This window comes from Limosilactobacillus agrestimuris (genome assembly GCF_943193105.1).
Lineage (GTDB): Bacteria > Bacillota > Bacilli > Lactobacillales > Lactobacillaceae > Limosilactobacillus > Limosilactobacillus agrestimuris.
This window is the reverse complement of sequence record NZ_CALPCW010000002.1, coordinates 159,847-176,903: the sequence shown is the minus strand read 5'-3', so window position 1 is coordinate 176,903 and position 17,057 is coordinate 159,847. Positions and strand designations below refer to the sequence as shown.

The window sequence follows — 17,057 nt, the reverse complement described above, 5'->3', positions numbered from 1 at the left end:
TTCAGTTAGAATACAATTAAGATTTCAAAAGCGATGAGAAAGACGAGTAAATAATTTTCAGTCTAACAGTGAGTCGGTGATAGTGGGAGACCGATAGCACCTGGATTATTGAAAAACCCTTTTTCCATGCTACTAACCCAAATAACCTCGTTTAAAGTAGGCTTAGTCGTCACCGGTACGTTATCTTGCCGGGAGAGTATTCTTGTACTCGATAAGATGGTCTAATATTATTTTAGACAATTTGGGTGGTACCGCGGAACAAAAGCCTTTCGTCCCTTAGATGTTGGGGATGAAGGGCTTTTTTATTTATCTCCGATTCTAAACATATTAAGGAGTTGCTAATTATGAACTTAATTATTCCAAAGGACTACGATCCAAAATTGTCTATTCGCGAAACCGAAGCTGCCATTCGTTACATTCGGGAAACTTTCCAAGATGAATTTGGTAAGCAACTAAACTTGCAACGGATGTCTGCACCAATGTTTGTTGAAAAGAGTACCGGGTTGAACGATAACCTGAACGGGATTGAAAAGCCTGTTTCATTTGAAATGAAGGATATGCCTGGCGAAACAATCGAAATTGTCCATTCCCTTGCAAAGTGGAAGCGGATGGCATTAAAGAAGTACGGATTTGGTCTTCACGAAGGCCTTTACACCAACATGAACGCCATTCGGAAAGATGAAGATTTAGATAACTTCCACTCAATCTACGTTGATCAATGGGATTGGGAAAAAGTGATTAGTAAAGAAGAACGGACTGAAGAAACCCTTAAGGATACCGTTCGCCAAATCTTTAAGGTAATCAAGCACATGGAAGATGAAGTTTGGTACAAGTATCCTCAAGCGGTTTACCACTTACCAGACGATATTCACTTCGTTACAACCCAAGAGCTTGAAGATCGTTGGCCAGACCTTACGCCAATGGAACGTGAAGATAAGATTGCTAAGGAAATGGGTGCAGTCTTTGTAATGAAGATTGGTGACAAACTAAAGCGGTCCGGTAAGCCTCACGATGGTCGGGCACCTGACTACGATGACTGGAGCCTTAACGGTGATATTATTTTCTGGTATGAACCCCTTCAAAAGAAGCTTGAAATCTCTAGCATGGGGATCCGGGTTAGCCCAGGATCAATGAAGTACCAACTCGAACAAGCCGGTGCAACTGATCGGGAAAAATTACTATTCCATAAGATGTTGCTCAATGGCGAATTACCATATACAATTGGTGGAGGAATTGGTCAATCTCGGCTATGCATGCTCCTTCTTGGCAAGGCCCATGTTGGTGAAGTCCAAGCAAGTATCTGGCCAGATGAGATGTTGAAAAAGTGTCAAGCAGCACACATTCAAATTCTATAAAAATAACTGATTAAGGGAGAGTTAAACACAGTGGAAACAATTAAGATTAGTGAAGCTCCTCAACACGTTGGGGAAACCGTTAAGATTGGCGTTTGGTTAACCGATAAGCGGTCTAGTGGGAAGATCGCTTTCTTACAATTACGTGACGGAACTGGCTTTTTCCAAGGAATCATCCGGAAAAATGATGTTCCTGAAGAAAAGTTTGATATGGCAAAGCACGATTTGCACCAAGAAACTAGTTTTGTAGTAACTGGTGAAATCGCTGAAGATAAGCGGTCCAAGTTTGGCTACGAAATCCATATTAAAGACTTCGAAATCGTTGGCGAAAGTGAAGATTACCCAATCGGTAACAAGGAACACGGGATTGACTTCTTACTTGATCACCGTCACTTATGGTTGCGTTCCCGTAAGCCTTGGGCATTAATGCGGATCCGGAGTCGGGTAAAGTTAGCGACAATGGAATTCTTTGACAAGCATGGTTTTGTTCAATTTGATGCTCCAGAATTAACTGCCAGTGCTCCAGAAGGCACTACCGAATTATTCGATGTTAAGTACTTTGATGAAGATGCTTACCTATCTCAATCAGGTCAGCTTTATGGTGAAGCTGGTGCCATGGCATTAAACCGGATTTACACAATGGGACCAACCTTCCGGGCTGAAAAGTCAAAGACCCGTCGTCACATGACTGAATTCTGGATGATCGAACCAGAAATGGCCTGGATGCATCAAGATGAAAGTTTGAAGATTCAAGAACAATACGTTGCTTACCTTGTGCAAGACTTAATTGACCACTGTGCAACCGAACTTGAAATGGTTGGTCGTTCTGTTGAAAGTTTGAAGCCATTTACTGAATTGCCATACCCACGGATCACTTACAAGAAGGCCATCGAAATGTTGCAAGAAGGTGGCTTCGATTCCAAGTACGGTGATGACTTTGGTTCTCCAGAAGAAACCTACTTGGCTGATCAATTTAACAAGCCTGTCTTCATCATGAACTACCCACGGGCAATCAAGGCCTTCTACATGCCTACTGATCCAGAAGATGACCGTCAAGTTATCTGTGCTGACTTGTTAGCTCCAGAAGGTTATGGTGAAATCATCGGTGGTTCTGAACGTTCATACGACTACGAATACATCACCAGCAAATTGGAAGAGAATGGTTTAAGCAAGAAGGACTACGGTTGGTACGATGATCTCCGGAAGTACGGTTCTGTTCCTCACTCTGGATTCGGGATGGGACTTGAACGATTCCTTTCATGGATTACCCTTCAAGATCATATTCGTCAAAACATTCCGTTCCCACGGATGCTTAACCGTTTGCGCCCATAATACTATCTAAAATAGATAAGAGAGAGTGAAGTCCGTAACAGAAGTCGTTAAAGACCTCTGTCCGCACCCCACTCTCTTTTTGAATTACATTGAAAGGATTGATCAAATGGTTCGGGCAATCGCTACAGATATTGACGGCACTTTTCTTCGTTCCGACAGGACATATGATCGGGAGCTTTTCAAAAAGGTTTACACAGCAATGCAAGCGCAGGGAATTCGGTTCATCATTGCGAGTGGTGACCAATATGACTTCCTCCGTTCCCTTTTCCCTGATGAAGCTGATTACTTAGCTTATGTCGCCGAAAATGGTGTCCTCACAATTGACTACAATACGGAAATTGCTTTTGATCACTTAAGCACTGAAAATATTTCCGCAATTACTCATTTTCTCGATTCTTTAGAAGGTGTTGATTACTGCGCAAGCGGCAAAAAAGCAGCTTATGTACGTCACAATGCCTCTCCAGAATTCAAAAAATTAATCCCTAATTTTTACACTAAGATTAAGGAAGTTGCGGATATCAACCAGGTAACTGATGATCCAATTTTTAAATTTGCCATGAGTGTCCCTCCAGTTAAAATGCGCGAGATCCAAGCAACAATTAATCATCGCTTTGAGGGAATCATCCACGCAACGGCCAGTGGTTACGGCGCCGTTGACCTCATTATTCCTGGTCGCGATAAATCTTATGGATTGCACAAGTTGTTAGACCGTTGGCACCTGACTCCAGAGCAATTAGTAGTCTTTGGGGATGGTGAAAACGACCTCGAAATGTTTAACTTTGCCAAAACAAGTTATGCCATGGAAAATGCCCCTAAAAATGTTAAGCAAGCCGCAAGTAAGGTCATTGGGACAAACGAGGAACAAGCCGTTCTCCACCAAATTACAAAATTAGTTATTTAGAAATATAAAGAGGCCGGGGAAAGACAAAATATTTTCCCGGCCTCAACCTTTTACTAATAATCTCACTGTCTTCATTAAGGTTACGTCTACGAAAAGCCAGATTAACTCTAACACGCTTTTATTAAATTAATTATCTTTTTATAAAGAAATCGCTTGCAAAGGTTCAGACCAAAGACTATAGTAAAGATGTACAGGAAATCAAATATATTTGACTCTCCTCTAGTTAGTGTCTTTGTTTTTAGAATTAGGAGATATTCAGAATGAAAGCTGCTGTAGTACGTGACGCCTGTGATGGCTACTTTGATGTCAAGGATGTTCAACTACGTGATCTCAAACCAGGTGAAGCACTCGTTAAGTAGAATACTGTGGACTTTGTCATACGGATCTCCATGTAGCTGCTGGTGACTTCGGTAAAGTTCCGGAAAGAATTACCGGACATGAAGGTGTCGGTCGCGTTGTTAAGGTCGCTCCAGGAGTTACGAGCCTTAAAGTTGGTGAATCGAGTATCAATCGCATGGTTCTTCTCCGGTTGTGGTCACTGTGAATGCTGTGTAAGCGGAAATGAATCTCTTTGTCGGGAAGTAAAGAATGCCGGGTACACTGTTGATGGAGCAATGGCGGAATACTGTATTGTTGAAGCAAATTACGCTGTTAAAGTTCCAGAAAACCTTGATCCAATTAAAGCCACTTCAGTAACCTGTGCTGGGGTAACCACCTATAAAGCTATCAAGACAAGTGAGATTCGCCCTGGTCAATGGATCGTTATTTACGGTGCTGGTGGTCTAGATAACCTTGGTGTTCAATGGGCTAAGAACATCTTCAAGGCTCACGTAATTGCTGTTGATATCAACGACGAAAAATTACAGTCAGCTAAGGAAAACAGTGCTGATATCGTTATTAACTCATCAAAGACAGATCCGGCTAAGGAAATTCAAGACAAGATTGGCGGTGCTCAAGCTGCTGTTGTTACGGCAACTGCACCAATTTGCTATGATCAGGCTCTTGCTTCAGTTAAGGCTGGCGGAAAGGTTGTTGCCGTTTCACTTCCTAAAGGACATATTGATGTTCCAATCTCTAAGACCGTCCTCGATGGAATTGAAATTATTGGTTCTCTTGTAGGGACCCGGCAAGATCTTGCCGAATCATTCCAGTTAGCCGCAGAAGGCGGAATCGATCCAATTGTTCATACCCGGAAGCTCAGTGAAATCAATGATATCGTTGATGAAATGAAAGACGGTAAAATTGTTGGTCGGATGGTTGTTGACTTCACCCATGACGCTGACTAATTAAACTTAATACGATTAGTAAAACTAACCCCTAATTTTCAAAAATGAAAATTAGGGGTTTTTTGTATTGATCTTATGTAACTTTTAAAGTTACAATATTGCTCAGATAAGGAAAGGACGATAAAAATGAAATATTTAATTACTGGCGCAACTGGTCATCTTGGTCGCTACGTTATTCAGGAGCTCAGCAAACTAACTTCAACTAATAACATCCGTTTAGGAGTGCACACCCCTGCTAAAGCAATCGATCTAAAAAGTGCTGGCTATGAGATCGCACCAATTGACTACGAAGATACCACGATGATGACTCAGACTTTTAAGGGAATTAATGTTTTAATCTACATTCCAAGTCTCACTTACAAGGTCCAAGAACGAATCAACGAATTTGAAAACACCCTTACTGCAGTTAAAAAAGCCGGTGTCTCAACGATTATTGACGTCAGTTTCATCGCTGACCAAGCTAATAATCCCTTTCAGATGGCTGGTTACTATGCATATCTTCCTGTGCGACTTGCCAGCTCCGGTCTTCAATATGCAGTAATTAAAAATGCCCTCTATGCTGATCCATTAGTTCCCTATCTCCCAGAACTAATTCAACGACAAAATATCATCTATCCAGTTGGTGATCAGGCAATGAGCTTTATTAGCCGTAAAGACAGTGCAGAAGCAATCGCTAATGTTGCTGTAAGACCGTATTTTCATGATCATGGACAGAATTATCTCTTAACCATGAAACAAAATTATAATATGGTTGAACTCAGCAGAATTATGACCGCCATCACTGGTAATCATATTGGTTACAGCCCTGTAACGTTAAAGGAATTTGCCGACATATACCGGCCAGAAGGTGATGGTGACGAATTAGCCTCAATGTACCATGCAGCTGCAATGGGATTAATGGATGAAGTCACTAATGATTTTCAACATCTTACTGGTCACGAACCACAGAACATGAAAGACTTTCTCGCTACTAACTACCAAAGTTAATTATTTATGATCTCAAAAATCGGTGGTGAAAATTTCGCATTTCACCACCGATTTTTTCTATTATTCTTCCAATGCCGTCTTAACTTCATCAGCAAGGGGAATTGATGGCATTGCACCCATCCCCTGGACTGTCAAACTCGAAGCCCGTTGTGCATATGTTAATGCTGCTTTGAGATTTTTAAGATCTGTATCCAATTGTGAAATCAACGCCCCAATAAAGGTATCACCAGCTGCTGTAGTATCAACCGCTTTGACCTTAAATGCAGGAATCAACCCATGTTCGTTTTCCGTAGCATAAAAGGCACCCCGATCTCCTAATGTAATGATCGTGTTTTCTACGCCATTATTCTTAAAGAACTCGGCATTTTGCAGGAGAGAATCTTCATCATTCACTGCGATCCCACTTAGAAGCTCACTTTCAGTTTCGTTTGGAACAATAACGTCAGTATAGTCTAGCAGTTCTGGAATTAATTCGCTAGCTGGCGCTGGATTAAGGATTGTTATAACGCCCTGTTGCTTTGCTAATTTGAAGGTAGCTAAAGTTACATCTTGTGGCGTTTCTAATTGAGCAACAATAAATTTGGCTCCCTTTAGTCGTTGCCGCAAATCTTTTAAGTTATCTCTCGTCATGGCTTGGTTAGCGCCCCCGTATACCATAATATCGTTTTGACCACTTTCATCGACCGTAATCACCGCACTCCCAGTTCCATTATCCGGATCAACAGCAATTCCACTTGTATCAATATCATTTTCTGCCAACGTTTTAATCATTTCTTGACCATCATTATCTGCACCAACTGCACCGATAAAAGATACCCTAGCACCGGAGCGAGCTGCCGCAACTGCTTGGTTTGCTCCCTTACCACCTGGAGCATAACTCTTCTGTTTCACAGAAATTGTTTCTCCCGGTTGCGGAAAACGCGTAACTTGATAAATCGAATCAACGTTGATACTTCCAAGGACTATTACCCGATTCATTATTCTTCCACTTCTTTCCCGATTAATGTTTTCTTTATTATATTAGTTAACCTTAACCAATTTCAAATCACTTGAAACTCAACGGATTTTCACTTGCCTATTAGTTAGTAATCCGTATACTTATTAGTGATTTTGACTTTATAGGAGTGTTTCCCGTGAAACAAAAGCAATACCTTACCCCAGAATTTATCAACCAATTGACAGCCGATAGTAAACTTAATGTTGAGAACCTGATTATTTTAACCTGCGCAATCTTTATTGCCAGTATTGGTCTTAACATGAATTCCACGGCAGCAATCATTGGGGCAATGTTAATTTCACCTTTAATGTCACCACTTCTTGCAATCGGGACCGGTCTCGCGATCTATGATACTCACTTAATTAGAAATGGTGTCTCAACAATTATTATGGAAGTGGTTATTAGCCTAATCGCTTCCACAACCTACTTCTATTTTTCACCGCTTTCCTATGCCAGCCAAGAAATTCTGGCACGAACTTCCCCGACAATTTGGGACGTGATGATTGCCTTTTTCGGGGGAACCGCTGGAATTATTGGTGCCAGTAAAATGAAAGCAACAAACATCGTTCCCGGTGTCGCAATCGCAACAGCTTTAATGCCACCACTCTGTACGGTTGGTTATTCCATTGCATCCGGCAACCTTAACTATTTCTTGGGGTCTGGTTATCTCTTCTTAATTAACGTGATTTTTATTATCCTGACGGCCTTTTTGGGTGCAAAAATAATGAATTGGTTGAACGAACCAGGACAAAAACATCCTGGGATCCTCCACCTTCCCACGTACAAAGAAGTCCTTTTCGTTGCTGGGCTGTTATTACTCCTAATTCCTAGCGTCCTTTCTGCTAAGCAAATGGTGCAGCAATCGATTGCTCAAAATAATGTTCACCAGTTAATTACCAATGAATTCAAGGATACGCCAATCATTAAGGAAGATATTAACGAACAAACGAAAACAATCAACCTCACGATCTCAGGCTCTAAAGCCAACATGAAAAAGATTAAACGAGTAAAGCAGCGACTACAAGATTATCATTTATCCGGATATTCCCTAAACGTTATCCAAGTCGCCCAATTAAATGCATCTACCGAGGCCCAAATCGATAATCGGATTACTAGTATCATCACTCAACAGCAGCAGGCCGAGAAAAAGAAGCACGAGCAACAGCTTCAAAAGCAAAGTAAACAAAACAAGAAGATTGCTAAGCTGTCTCATGACATTAATTCCGTCACCGCTGTCAGCAGCTCGAATACTAAGAAAAATTCCATCATTATTGAACTTAACAAGTCATTAAGCCATGATCAAAAGGAAGCATTGATTGTCAAAATTAAGGATAAGTACCCTAATATCGATAAAGTCGATTTTGTACTAAAGGATAAATAAAAAGAAGCAGGTATCACTCAGTGTTATTTGGGCATTGAGTGGTGCCTGCTTTTTTCGATGATGAGTAATTGTAATTTCCCGTTCTAGCTTAGTAGCTTCATTCTCAAATTCTTGTTTGAACTGAAAATTTTGGAGTTGTTGGTTTAAATAATCCTTAAAATTAACGTTATTTACCATCATGAATAATCCCTTTTAGCGTTTTAACTTTTTCAATTGTGAGTTAATTTTATTGATTGATTTTCGTTGCTCTATGATACAGATTAACCAAATTATCAAATAAACAACTAAAAAAATTATGAATGTTAACCATGTAATAGTCCAATGGTTAATCCAGACCATTAATAAGAACAGCAGGAATGTTCCGAGTAAATGAAGAACTAATGATGTAAGCATTGCTAAGTCCGATTCAAAAATGATCGTTAATAAGCCAATTAAACCTGAAACGATAAAGACTGAAATAACTTCCTTCTTAGTGGGTACCATTCCAACATATAAAAACGTAGTGACAATAAGATAAGTAATGGCTCCATAACCGACGCCAGTAACAAAATAACGTAACCACCTGTTTATTCTACTCATTTTATAATCCAAGCTCTCTTTCTAAATCTGGTAGGAACCGTCGTGAAACATCAGTCTTTAAATTATTCGACAAAATTGCAACCATGTTTCCTGCAAAGCCACTTTCAATTGACTCCAAATAGTTAACATTAAGTGCAGCATGTCGCGAAACCTGAATAAAATCACTACTTAATTGATCTAACATCTTGTATAAACGACCGGTAGTTTGAATAGTTTCTTTTACAGTATAAATACTAACCTGTGTTCCTTGTACTTCTAATTTGATAATGTCATCATATTTTACCATGATGATTCGATCCGGTGTTTTAATGGGCAAAAGGTCGCGGTTTCTTTGTTTAAAGCTATTGAGATAATCAAGTAATTTTCGGACAGTGATGTTCTTTTCAACTGCATGGACCTCAACTTGAATTTCCTTTTGGTCTAACGAAGGGTCTTTTTCAAAACTAATTTTCACTTTAATTAGTCCTCTTTCTTTCACTAGTAAAGGAAATTATAACAATAATAAGTACTAATGCAATAATCATTTCTACTAGGATCCATGCATTGTCTGCGCGACTTAATAAATGATCAGCAATTTTAAAGTGAATTCCTAAGTAATTAGCCATTTCAGTTCTTAATGATGCAGATAGTTTCTGATGACTAATCTGATTTAGTAATAAGCTTCTTAAACTAGCGGCTTCATAGCTACTTGGTACACATTTTACAAGAGTCTGTATATGTTTAGATAAGGCACCATATGGTAAGTACGTTGCTACAGCAAAACCAGATAATGTACCAATAATCGCAGACAGCCGACTGAAAGTAGTTGAAGAATGAATAAAAGCAACAATTAATGCATTTAATAAAGTTGCAGCAATCGATCCTAATAAGATAAACATCAACAGTAATAAGTAACCATTATTAGGAAGTTCAATCTTATCCACAATTTTAAAGTAAGTAACCATTACGATTAGCGTAATAATTTGCATTAGAAAACTAATTAATGCAGCAGATAACACGTAAGTTAAATTAATTTTGAATTGAGAAAGTTCTGTTAAACGAAGATCATCAGCCTTCCTACTTTCTTTATCCTTTACCATCTGGCCGAGAGTTTGAAAAGACGTTGTAATTCCTGCAACTGACACAATACCAGCAATCATCCATAGATCAAGTAGTTTGGCAATATCGGGAAGGTAATGCCATGAATCCTCTAAGTTTTGCTGTAAGAAGCCAATATAAATGAAGAAGGAAATTAATGCCCCTAATAATGACATGAAGACACCTGGAACGTTATTAAAGTAGATTTTGATATTTCTTTTTAGTAAGGCAAAAATTTATTGGAGCTCCTTTCCAGTAATATTAATGAAAGCATCGTTAATTGTTCCTTTGATATATTCAAAGTCAACGATTAAATCATGATATTGATGCAAAAATTCAATCGCGTCTTGCTTAGGGATTGCTTCAATTTGAAGTTCAGTACTACTTAATTGATGGCTTGGATATTTAGTAGTTAACGATTTAGAATTATTAGACTTTACCGTCAATTTTGTAGGCGCATATTGCTGCTTAATTGTATTGGCTGAACCCTCAGCTAGAATTTCGCCATTTTCCAAAATATACATTTGATCAGCATTTTCTGCTTCCTCTAAGTAGTGGGTAGTTAAGAAAATAGTTAAATTCTGTTCTTTTTGTAGTTTCTGTAACAACTGCCAAATAGCTAATCGAGTTTGTAAGTCTAAACCAGTTGTTGGTTCATCGAGAAATAATAAGTTTGGCTTGCCAATTAATCCGCGAGCAATATCAGCACGTCTTTTCTGTCCACCAGATAATGTTCCATACTTCTGATTAAGAATTTTGCGAATTCCAATTAAATCAATTAATTGTTCTAACCAAGTTGTTGAAGTGTCCTTATACATTGCTGCACGAAGATATAGGTTATCTTTAACGGTAAGTGTTTCATCAAGAATACTATTCTGGAATACAACTCCTATTCTTAAATTACGATCATAAGTAATCGTTCCAGCAGTGGGCTTAATTAGTCCAGTAAGAATATTAATAGTAGTTGACTTCCCAGCACCATTTGTTCCTAAATAGGCTACTAGTTGTCCTTGATTGATTCTTAAATTTATTCCTTTTAGAGCGGTCTTTTTACCGTATTTTTTTATTAAATTGTCTGCTTGAATTAACATCTGCTTTCTCCTATCACTTTGCTTAATATGCTTGTTATGATAAGAGAATAACTAAGGCTTGTCTTAAAATTAATCATAAACGGTTGAGTTGATAACATAGACGGCAAATTTGAGAATACAAATATGAAGCAACCACAGCTTGCCAAGATTGAAAATATGTCTTCTATCCCAAAACTTAGTATTTTGAATCGTTATGCTAAAGGACTTGGATTGGTTGCTACGGTAAATAGTCAATTACTAAAAAGCCATAAGTATTGATATTAGATCAACTACGCAAAAAGCCTCCAGCAATTCAGGATCTTGCTGAAGGCTTTTTGTTTGTCATGTACTATGCACTCGACAACGTATCTCTACATATATTTAGATTATTTTCTATATTGGGTTTATTCATATCAGACCCTATTATTTAACCGGTAAAGGTAAAACCGTTAAAATTAGATATAGTATTCTCTTCCATAACGGCCATTTTTTATATTTTAGAATATCGTCAAACATAATTACTCTTCACTGTTTTTTTGGATGGAAAAGTTCATTATGGGTTCCAAGCCGCATAAAACGGAATACTTTGCACTTATTTATTTCCGTATAGATAATTAGCAGGTCAATTTTACCGTTAAATAGATGGAAGTCCATGTTTCCCGTATAAGGTAAGGAAGAGTCGATAAGTTCATGTGGATTATATTCTTCTGGAATTTCACCATATTCTAGAATGTAGTCAACAATTCCTCGAAGTTCAACTTGAAGGTTATCGACTTTCTTTCGACAATTATTGACATCAATTTTGAACTGACGATCAAAGCTAACTTTCCAGTTATCATTAGTCATTGAAAAGCTCCTTCATTGCATCATCAGTATTATCGAAAGTTTTAGCAGTGTTAGGGAGAAGGCCCTCTTCTTCCGCAAAGGCTCGAACAATAGCCTTTCTCGTTTTTTCATTAAAAGTTACGTGATCCACTTTAGGAGCTGTTTTAATTTCGAATGGAACCTTACCTTGAATGACAAACTGCTTAGCAGCTAGGGTGAAGTAACTATTAAGGGTCATGTTAATACTATCAAGTCCCTTGACTAATTCTTTACGAAGCTCTGGATCTAAACGAATTGTTGAACCGATTTTTTCTTTAGATACTGTTGTAGCCATGGTAAATCCTCCTTTTAGGTATCAATATGATGCTTACATGATACCACAAATGGAATAGAGGGTCTATTCAATAGAAATGGACCCTAAACTTAGAAAAATGAGTATAAAAAAAGAGCACCTTTTCAGGACCCCGCCGACTCGGAACAAGTAACCAACTGATTCCAATTTGCACGCCAGCATCTTAATCATCGTGGCTATATTATAGCATGGACATGGATAGATTATTTTCAACTATTATCATCAAATATTTAATTACTTATTCAAACTCTCGCTATATTTCTGCTTAATGAAGTTAGCTGAGTTTTGGAGCTTTGCCAGTTCCTCATCGGTTAAGTTAAGCTGGCTTTGCTTGATAATCCCTTGCCGTCCCACGATTGCAGGATAGGAAAGGTAAACATCGTATTCTTCGCGGAAGTTAGATACCGGAAGTTCAGTTCGGGAATCACTCAAAATAACGTTAACTAAACGTACAGCTGCAGTTGCGACACCGTAACTAGTGTATTTCTTTCCCTTGAAGACATACCAACCGCCAAGCTTAGAATCCTTATCCAATTCTTGGAGATCAATATTCTGTTCTGCGGCAAGCTTTGTAATTGGTTGATCAAGAACCCTGACCGTTGACCAGGCAGTAAATTGTGAATTACCGTGCTCACCAAGGTTATAGCCACTAACGGAGCGCGGATCAACATCAAACTTATCCGCAACTACCCGCTTCATTCGGGCAGAATCAAGTAGTGTTCCTGTCCCGATTACCTGGTTCTTTGGTAGACCAGTTAGCTTTTGGTATAAAGAAGTGATCACATCAACCGGGTTAGAAATAACCACAATTTTCCCGGAAAAGCCACTTTCCTTAATCTTTGGCGCAACATCATTAACTGCCTTCCAAGTATATGGCAGTTCAACAAACCGGTCCGCTTGTGGTTGATCTTGCAACTTAATGTTACCAACAGCAGAAACAATTACTTCAGCATCCTTCAATGCCGAATAATCATTAACAATGATGTTTGTGTGGTAAGGCAGGTTCGGCATTGCATCCTTAAAATCAAGGGCATCGGCATTGACCTTATCCGCATTTGAATCGATCAATACCAAGTCATCGGCAAAGCCATTTGCAACAATATAATGGGCAACTGTTGAACCAACGTGACCCATCCCAATAACAGCAACTTTTCGTGACATTTGAGCGCCTTCTATCATTAAAATAAGATTAGAATTAAATTATAGTTAATGATACCACTTTTAATTCTTCAAGCAATCACTATTGTTCTTTTTGGATAATTTTTACCTTACTTTGATCAATCTTCGGGTCATTCATGATGATCTCGTCGACGTGATCAACCTTAATTTGGCCACTGATCGGGTTCTTAATACTCATGATCGAACCTTTAATTTCAGCATCAATGTTTTTACATAGTTCAAAGGCTAAATCAGTTCGTAGTGTTCGGCAGTTCTTCATCGTTAAATGATCGATATAGCATAGTCCCTGGTCACTTTCGATTGTACAGTTAACAAAGGTAATATTATTCGTGTTCCACGCCAGATATTCTCCACTAATTTTAGAATCGTAAATGGTGACATTTTCACAATTCCAAAAGGCATCTTTCGATACTAACCGTGAATTATGGACTTCCACGTTTTTGGCACCATCAAAGACATAGTTTCCAACTAAATCAAGGTGATCAACATAGATGTTTTCACTATTCATCCCCAAGTAATCACCATTAGCGTAAACGTTGTTCATCTTGATATTCTTACAGCTCCACATCGTTTCTTCAGCGTCAGAAAAATGAACATTATCTAGGGTAATTCCATCACACCGCCGAAATTCCTTTGGTGCTTGAATGGTACTGTTAGTAATTTCAATATCATTGGTGTACCAAATTCCTGAGCGTGACATCTCTTCAAAAATAGTGTCTGTGACCTTAATATGATCGGAATACCATAATGGGTACTTCCACGTGAAAAGGACCCCATTTAACTCCAAATTAGCCGTTTCTTTTAATGGTGATTCACCCTTACCGAACGTTGTATTAGTCAATTTTGTATCGTGGATACCATAAAGTGGGCGTTCGCCATCGTAATAGTCATCCCTTATTTCTTGCATGTTTATTGTTCCCCTTTACTGGATCTCTTACTCTTCCAAATACCTATTAATTTAAGAATAGTCCTAATCAATCACATTGTGCAATTAATATACTTACTACGCTAAGATTAACATAACACTAAGCAGTTAAAAGTGAAAATACCTATCATTAATCGTCTAATATTCAATTTATGTATACTCACCCTGCTTACCTAAATAACATCTTTTCATTAAAAATGATGTACAATCGAATATAAATAGACAATTAAGCATACTCAAAGGATGATAAAAATGAAATACGATTTTGATACAATTCTTGATCGTCGTCACACTAATTCGGAAAAATGGGACGTTAAGCCTAACGAATTACCAATGACGACTGCTGATATGGACTTCAAGACAGCCCCAGAGATTATGCAAGCAATGAAAGATAAAATCAATTCTGGCGCTTTTGGTTATGAATATCCTAGTCAAGAATACTTTGACTCTGTTGCTCACTGGTACAAAACCGAACACAATGCGGAAGCGCAAACTTCTTGGATGCGGTTCGCAACGGGAGTAATTCCTTCAATTACCGCTAGTGTTAACCACCTTAGTCACACAGGAGACAATGTTCTCTTAATGGAACCAGTCTATAATACCTTCTACAATTCCATTTTGAATAGTGGTCGTCATGTCCTGGCAAGCCAGATGAAGTATGACCGAAATTCTTATACTTACTCTGTTGATTGGGAAGATCTTGAGGAAAAAATAAGTAACCCACTAACGACCCTAATGATCCTCTGCAATCCCCATAACCCAACCGGCTACGTTTGGACACGGGATGAATTGATCCGAACTATTAAACTAGCCCAAAAATGTGGTGTAATCGTTATTAGTGACGAAATCCATGGAGACTTGGTACTTAAAGGCCCTGATTACACTCCCACCTTCTCCTTGCCGGAAGATTGCCGCCAAAACGTTGTTACTTTAGTTTCAACTAGTAAGACCTTTAACGTGGCTGCACTCCATGCCGCTACAGGGATTGTCGCTAACCCAATCTTGCGGGAACGGTTCACCCGAGCAATCAATAAGTATGAAGTTGCTGAACCTAACCTACTAGCAATCCCTGGTACAATTGCTGCTTATAATCATGGTGCTGACTGGCTCCACCAACTCAAGCAATACCTATTAGGCAACCGTGAATACTTGGAAGACTTTATTAAGTCAAACCTGCCACAACTTCATGTCGTTCCGGGAACTGCTACCTACCTTGTTTGGATTGATGTTAGTGAAGTCACTGATGATAGCGCAGCACTTGCACAAAAGATCAGAGAGAAGACTGGATTAATTATTAACCCAGGAACTTACTACCATGGTAACGGAAACGACTTTATTCGGATTAATATCGCCTACCCACTGGCACAAGTTAAGGATGGTTTGAATCGGTTGGCTAAGGCAATTAAAGACTAATTAATTCCCGCGATTAGACTCTATAAGTTCGGAGACTATCAGTAACGGGTCGAGGCCGAAAAAAAAGCATTTTGTTTTTTCTCGGTCTCTTTGCTATTTTTAATGATAGAACTGTAACAGCACAGTAGCTGGCAGTTTAAATGCTGATAAATCAGCATTTGACCAACCTAGCCATCCTTGCGAAGGTGGGATTACGAACTAGACAAGCTAGTTCTATCCCACTTTCCTTGTTTAAATTCCTTTTGTAAACGTAAATAAGCGTTATGATAGAAGTTAATTGCGTTTTAGGGAGTAACTTAAATTGAGTAAACTAAAAAAGCATATTAATCGTGAAATGAACCTGTGGGAACATAACCAGGCGAACGAGTTAGCAAAGATTCGGGCGTCACAACGACATTTAATTTTTAACTTGGTTGCCTACGTTTCTATTTCTGTAATTGAATATTGGTTAGCCGAAATTAGTAAGTCACAGACTTTGCGGGCTGATGCATTTAACAACTTATCAGGGATTATTTCAACTTTTCTCCTGATGATGGGCCTTCATATTGCTCAAGATATTGATGACGATGACATCGCCGGGGTAGAAATGCCTGATGAGAACGAAAATGTCCTCGGTGGCGACCAACGAATGCAATTTATCCGGTGGCGGTACGAAACAGTCTTTTCATTGGTAACTGCCGTCATTATGGTGGTAATTGCCTTTGATGTTGTAATCGACGGTATTAAGGCGCTCTTAAATCCCGCAAGTCGGGTTGTCCCTCAACCAGTAGCCATTATCGGAGCAGGAATTGCTTCGGTAATTATGTTAGTTGTTTGGTATATGAACAGGAAAGCTGGCCAGCGACTGCAAAACGCTGCCTTGCTTGCATCAGCTCAAGATAGTTTAGCTGATGCCTTTACTAGTATTGGGACAATGATTGCCATCGCAGGAGCCCTCTTATTTAACCTTTCCTGGCTTGATGGTGTTACAAGTATTATCGTTGGTTTCTTTATCCTTTATTCTGGATTAAAGATCTTCTTCCAAACCAGTTTGAACCTTGTCGATTACTTTGATCCCAAGGCTGAAAAAGAATATCGAAAGGCAATTCTCAAGGTAAAAAAAGTTAAGAACGTTGCAGAATTAAAAGCCCACTATAATGGTAATGTTGTTTCGCTTGATGCAACCGTCTTAGTAGACGCCAAAATGACAATTCTTGAAAGTTACCAATTATCCGAAAAGATTGAACGAACGCTCCGGAAAAAATTTGGAATCGTCGATACTGATATTTCATTTATTCCTGATCCCCATTCCTTTTCTGATAAGGATGTTAAGGGACACTTTTAAGGAATGTTTCATATGAAACAATTACGTAAAACAAAGAGCCTACTAAATCATTATGATTTAGTAGGCTCTTTTATTAT

The 17,057-nt window shown here is 38.8% G+C and carries 19 protein-coding genes and 1 other annotated feature; of the genes, 9 read left to right on the top strand and 10 right to left on the bottom strand.

All coding sequences use genetic code 11. The annotated features are described in order from the left end of the window. Nucleotides 1–24: 24 nt before the first annotated feature. Nucleotides 25–280, top strand: a binding site (T-box leader). A 64-nt stretch (nt 281–344) separates the two neighbouring features. The 5 genes from asnA (at nt 345) to NFR46_RS02510 (ending at nt 5,858) form a co-directional block, all read left to right on the top strand. Next, nucleotides 345–1,355, top strand: coding sequence for an aspartate--ammonia ligase (gene asnA / locus NFR46_RS02530; protein WP_251574401.1), 1,011 nt, complete (start codon nt 345–347; stop codon nt 1,353–1,355). Nucleotides 1,356–1,385: 30 nt separating this feature from the next. Then, nucleotides 1,386–2,684: an asparagine--tRNA ligase gene (gene asnS, locus NFR46_RS02525; RefSeq protein WP_251574400.1), complete on the top strand. Its 1,299-nt coding sequence runs from the start codon at nt 1,386–1,388 to the stop codon at nt 2,682–2,684. 25 nt (nt 2,685–2,709) lie between these two features. Further along, on the top strand, nt 2,710–3,585 hold the full coding sequence (locus NFR46_RS02520) for a Cof-type HAD-IIB family hydrolase (RefSeq protein WP_251574398.1): 876 nt from the start codon (nt 2,710–2,712) through the stop codon (nt 3,583–3,585). A 437-nt stretch (nt 3,586–4,022) separates the two neighbouring features. Then, on the top strand, nt 4,023–4,871 hold the full coding sequence (adhP, locus tag NFR46_RS02515; RefSeq protein WP_277612842.1) for an alcohol dehydrogenase AdhP: 849 nt from the start codon (nt 4,023–4,025) through the stop codon (nt 4,869–4,871). A gap of 126 nt (nt 4,872–4,997) precedes the next feature. Next, on the top strand, nt 4,998–5,858 hold the full coding sequence (locus NFR46_RS02510) for an NmrA family NAD(P)-binding protein (RefSeq protein WP_251574397.1): 861 nt from the start codon (nt 4,998–5,000) through the stop codon (nt 5,856–5,858). 60 nt (nt 5,859–5,918) lie between these two features. On the opposite strand, the gene rbsK is transcribed toward NFR46_RS02510, so the two are convergent. Continuing rightward, a complete protein-coding gene (rbsK, locus tag NFR46_RS02505; RefSeq protein WP_251574487.1) occupies nt 5,919–6,839 on the bottom strand; it encodes a ribokinase in 921 nt (306 codons plus the stop codon). A 152-nt stretch (nt 6,840–6,991) separates the two neighbouring features. Between rbsK and NFR46_RS02500 the strand changes: the two genes are divergently transcribed. Then, nucleotides 6,992–8,236 (top strand): DUF389 domain-containing protein, encoded by a 1,245-nt coding sequence (locus tag NFR46_RS02500; protein WP_251574395.1) that lies wholly within the window; start codon nt 6,992–6,994, stop codon nt 8,234–8,236. Here NFR46_RS02500 and NFR46_RS02495 read toward each other — a convergent pair. The 5 genes from NFR46_RS02495 to NFR46_RS02475 are packed head-to-tail and all read right to left on the bottom strand — an operon-like array spanning nt 8,222 to nt 10,983. Beyond that, nucleotides 8,222–8,416 (bottom strand): hypothetical protein, encoded by a 195-nt coding sequence (locus tag NFR46_RS02495; RefSeq protein WP_251574392.1) that lies wholly within the window; start codon nt 8,414–8,416, stop codon nt 8,222–8,224. The genes NFR46_RS02500 and NFR46_RS02495 overlap by 15 nt on opposite strands. Nucleotides 8,417–8,428: 12 nt before the next feature. Continuing rightward, nucleotides 8,429–8,815, bottom strand: a complete 387-nt coding sequence (locus NFR46_RS02490; protein WP_251574391.1) for a DUF3021 family protein — start codon at nt 8,813–8,815, stop codon at nt 8,429–8,431. 1 nt (nt 8,816) lies between these two features. Then, nucleotides 8,817–9,269 carry a LytTR family DNA-binding domain-containing protein gene (locus tag NFR46_RS02485; RefSeq protein ID WP_251574389.1) on the bottom strand — a complete coding sequence of 151 codons (453 nt, stop codon included), beginning with the start codon at nt 9,267–9,269 and terminating at the stop codon, nt 8,817–8,819. A 1-nt stretch (nt 9,270) separates the two neighbouring features. After that, nucleotides 9,271–10,128, bottom strand: a complete 858-nt coding sequence (locus tag NFR46_RS02480; RefSeq protein WP_251574485.1) for an ABC transporter permease — start codon at nt 10,126–10,128, stop codon at nt 9,271–9,273. Next, entirely contained in the window at nt 10,129–10,983 is an 855-nt protein-coding gene (locus NFR46_RS02475; RefSeq protein WP_251574387.1) for an ABC transporter ATP-binding protein, read from the bottom strand. Nucleotides 10,984–11,106: 123 nt separating this feature from the next. Here NFR46_RS02475 and NFR46_RS09370 point away from each other — a divergent pair, with 123 nt between their 5' ends. Beyond that, nucleotides 11,107–11,241, top strand: coding sequence for a hypothetical protein (locus NFR46_RS09370; RefSeq protein ID WP_420908575.1), 135 nt, complete (start codon nt 11,107–11,109; stop codon nt 11,239–11,241). A 246-nt stretch (nt 11,242–11,487) separates the two neighbouring features. On the opposite strand, the gene NFR46_RS02470 is transcribed toward NFR46_RS09370, so the two are convergent. The 4 genes from NFR46_RS02470 to NFR46_RS02455 form a co-directional block, all read right to left on the bottom strand. Beyond that, nucleotides 11,488–11,808: a type II toxin-antitoxin system mRNA interferase toxin, RelE/StbE family gene (locus NFR46_RS02470; RefSeq protein ID WP_251574385.1), complete on the bottom strand. Its 321-nt coding sequence runs from the start codon at nt 11,806–11,808 to the stop codon at nt 11,488–11,490. Beyond that, a complete protein-coding gene (locus NFR46_RS02465) occupies nt 11,801–12,121 on the bottom strand; it encodes a damage-inducible protein J (RefSeq protein WP_251574383.1) in 321 nt (106 codons plus the stop codon). The genes NFR46_RS02470 and NFR46_RS02465 overlap by 8 nt, the downstream gene beginning before the upstream one ends. A gap of 252 nt (nt 12,122–12,373) precedes the next feature. After that, nucleotides 12,374–13,300 carry an L-lactate dehydrogenase gene (locus tag NFR46_RS02460; RefSeq protein WP_251574381.1) on the bottom strand — a complete coding sequence of 309 codons (927 nt, stop codon included), beginning with the start codon at nt 13,298–13,300 and terminating at the stop codon, nt 12,374–12,376. A 79-nt stretch (nt 13,301–13,379) separates the two neighbouring features. Beyond that, on the bottom strand, nt 13,380–14,225 hold the full coding sequence (locus tag NFR46_RS02455; protein ID WP_251574378.1) for a DUF3737 family protein: 846 nt from the start codon (nt 14,223–14,225) through the stop codon (nt 13,380–13,382). A 270-nt stretch (nt 14,226–14,495) separates the two neighbouring features. On the opposite strand from NFR46_RS02455, the gene NFR46_RS02450 reads away from it, so the two are divergent. Next, nucleotides 14,496–15,656 (top strand): MalY/PatB family protein, encoded by a 1,161-nt coding sequence (locus NFR46_RS02450; RefSeq protein WP_251574376.1) that lies wholly within the window; start codon nt 14,496–14,498, stop codon nt 15,654–15,656. 301 nt (nt 15,657–15,957) lie between these two features. Beyond that, nucleotides 15,958–16,980, top strand: coding sequence for a cation diffusion facilitator family transporter (locus NFR46_RS02445; protein ID WP_251574374.1), 1,023 nt, complete (start codon nt 15,958–15,960; stop codon nt 16,978–16,980). Nucleotides 16,981–17,057 lie beyond the last annotated feature (77 nt).